Source organism: Rhodoferax sp. ZS1R8 (assembly GCF_056521325.1).
This window is the reverse complement of the sequence record NZ_JBWMBA010000051.1, coordinates 1-1,657: the sequence shown is the minus strand read 5'-3', so window position 1 is coordinate 1,657 and position 1,657 is coordinate 1. Positions and strand designations below refer to the sequence as shown.

Here is a 1,657-nt window from a genome sequence, read left to right as displayed (position 1 = left end):
GGTGACCGATATCGACAGTGGCGCGCAGCCACGCAGCTTTGCGCGCCCTCGAATGTTGGGGGGCATTATTGAGGACATTACAGTTGAAGCACTTTTGAAGTTCCTAGGTACCGCGGTAGCCAATCAAGGCGTTGGACTTGTGTTTAACAAAGCGATTAATGCGCTTGGTTTGGGTGGCAACAACGAAGTATTGGAGCAACTTAAGATAGTTAATCAAAAGCTGGATGAGTTGAAGGCACTAAGTGCAAAAATCTTAAGTGAGGCCAAAAAGACCCAATTCGACCTGAGAGCTGAAAATCTAATCGATGACACTACGCTGATCACGACACAGTTTGATGCCCTCACGAAGATTGCGAATCGTTTGGGAGCCTTCCAGTGCAAGATGGACAGCCAAGGGCCTGCCTCAGACCCCATGTGTACCCCGGATCAAAAGCTTGAACTGAAGCAGATACAAAACGATATAGCTGCCCGGAAAACAGTGATCTTAGATGTGGGCAAAGGTGGCATCGCGTATGCGCTGGACAAAATCGACACGGTCTTGATGAATCAAAATGAATTGAGCTCGGGCCTGTTCAGTGCTGCGCGCGATTACACCAAAAGCACCCTGCCGTTCGATGCGCCGGTACTTGACCAACGGCTCATCCACTTGCGAGATTACTACCAGACGCTGCAGGCAATGGGCACCCAACTGCTGGTGGAGGCGAACATGGCGGAAGTGGATCAGAACGGCAAGTTGGCACCCAACACCTTTGCCGCTAAGGATGCGTTGGCGACCATCACAACACGTTTCGAAAAACAAGGGACCTATGTAGCGGGGCTTCGCCGTGGTGGGGAAAAAGAAGGCACCGTTCTCGACCAACGGACCAATTTGGTTTGGCTGCAGGCACCGGTATCTAATTTGCCAGCTTATGAACTCAAGCAGAAAACTACCTATGGATATTATGGAAGTATTACGATTGAATGGGTTACAAGTTTCTGGTCGATGGCTAATGACCAATGTGCCGACTTTGCACGCAAAGATTTTGGTGCTTACAACGGCTGGCGTTTACCTACCGAAGCAGAACTTCACGCGGTTGTCAAGGGTAGTCCGAATCCCAGTGGCAACACACACCAAGGCAAAGGCATCTTTAATTGGCTGATAAAGCAGGGCTTCTCCGCAGCACCCAACTCCGCAAGACCCGATAACTTATCACCAACCTTTCTGCGCGGTTTTTTCCCCGACGACGGTCGTGGTAGTCCCATGGATAAGAAACCCGCTTATTTTTCCAGCACGATATCGGGTGTTTCCGGCGATTACTATGAGGCTTTGCGGGATGATGGCGTGAACGGTGCATTTATTGGTCGAGAGAATAACTCTCCGCTTTATCGCACAGACAGCCAGGGATTTAATTATTTAGTGGAGGGTGCAGGCGCGTGGTGTGTTACGCAAGAGAAGACGGCTGGAAAGTAGCGTCAGATCCTGTCTATTCATTTACTAGATCACTCAATGCCAGGCACCAATACCCCCCTAACCGCACCAGACCGCGCACGACGTGATTTTCTGAGGCTTGCGGGGATGGTCGCTTTATCCCCCGCAACGCTTGCTGCCTCGGAGCTCGAAGGGAATCAGCGCTCAACGCCTATTACGGGCGAGATCTCACCCCAGTTTGCCGCACTT

1 protein-coding gene is annotated in these 1,657 nt (G+C 51.1%); it reads left to right on the top strand.

Annotated features, from left to right (window positions below; genetic code table 11):
- Positions 1 to 1,450, top strand: a 1,450-nt coding sequence (locus AC097P_RS23645; protein ID WP_479612878.1) for an Lcl domain-containing protein, incomplete at its 5' end; no start/stop codon positions are given.
- Positions 1,451 to 1,657 lie beyond the last annotated feature (207 nt).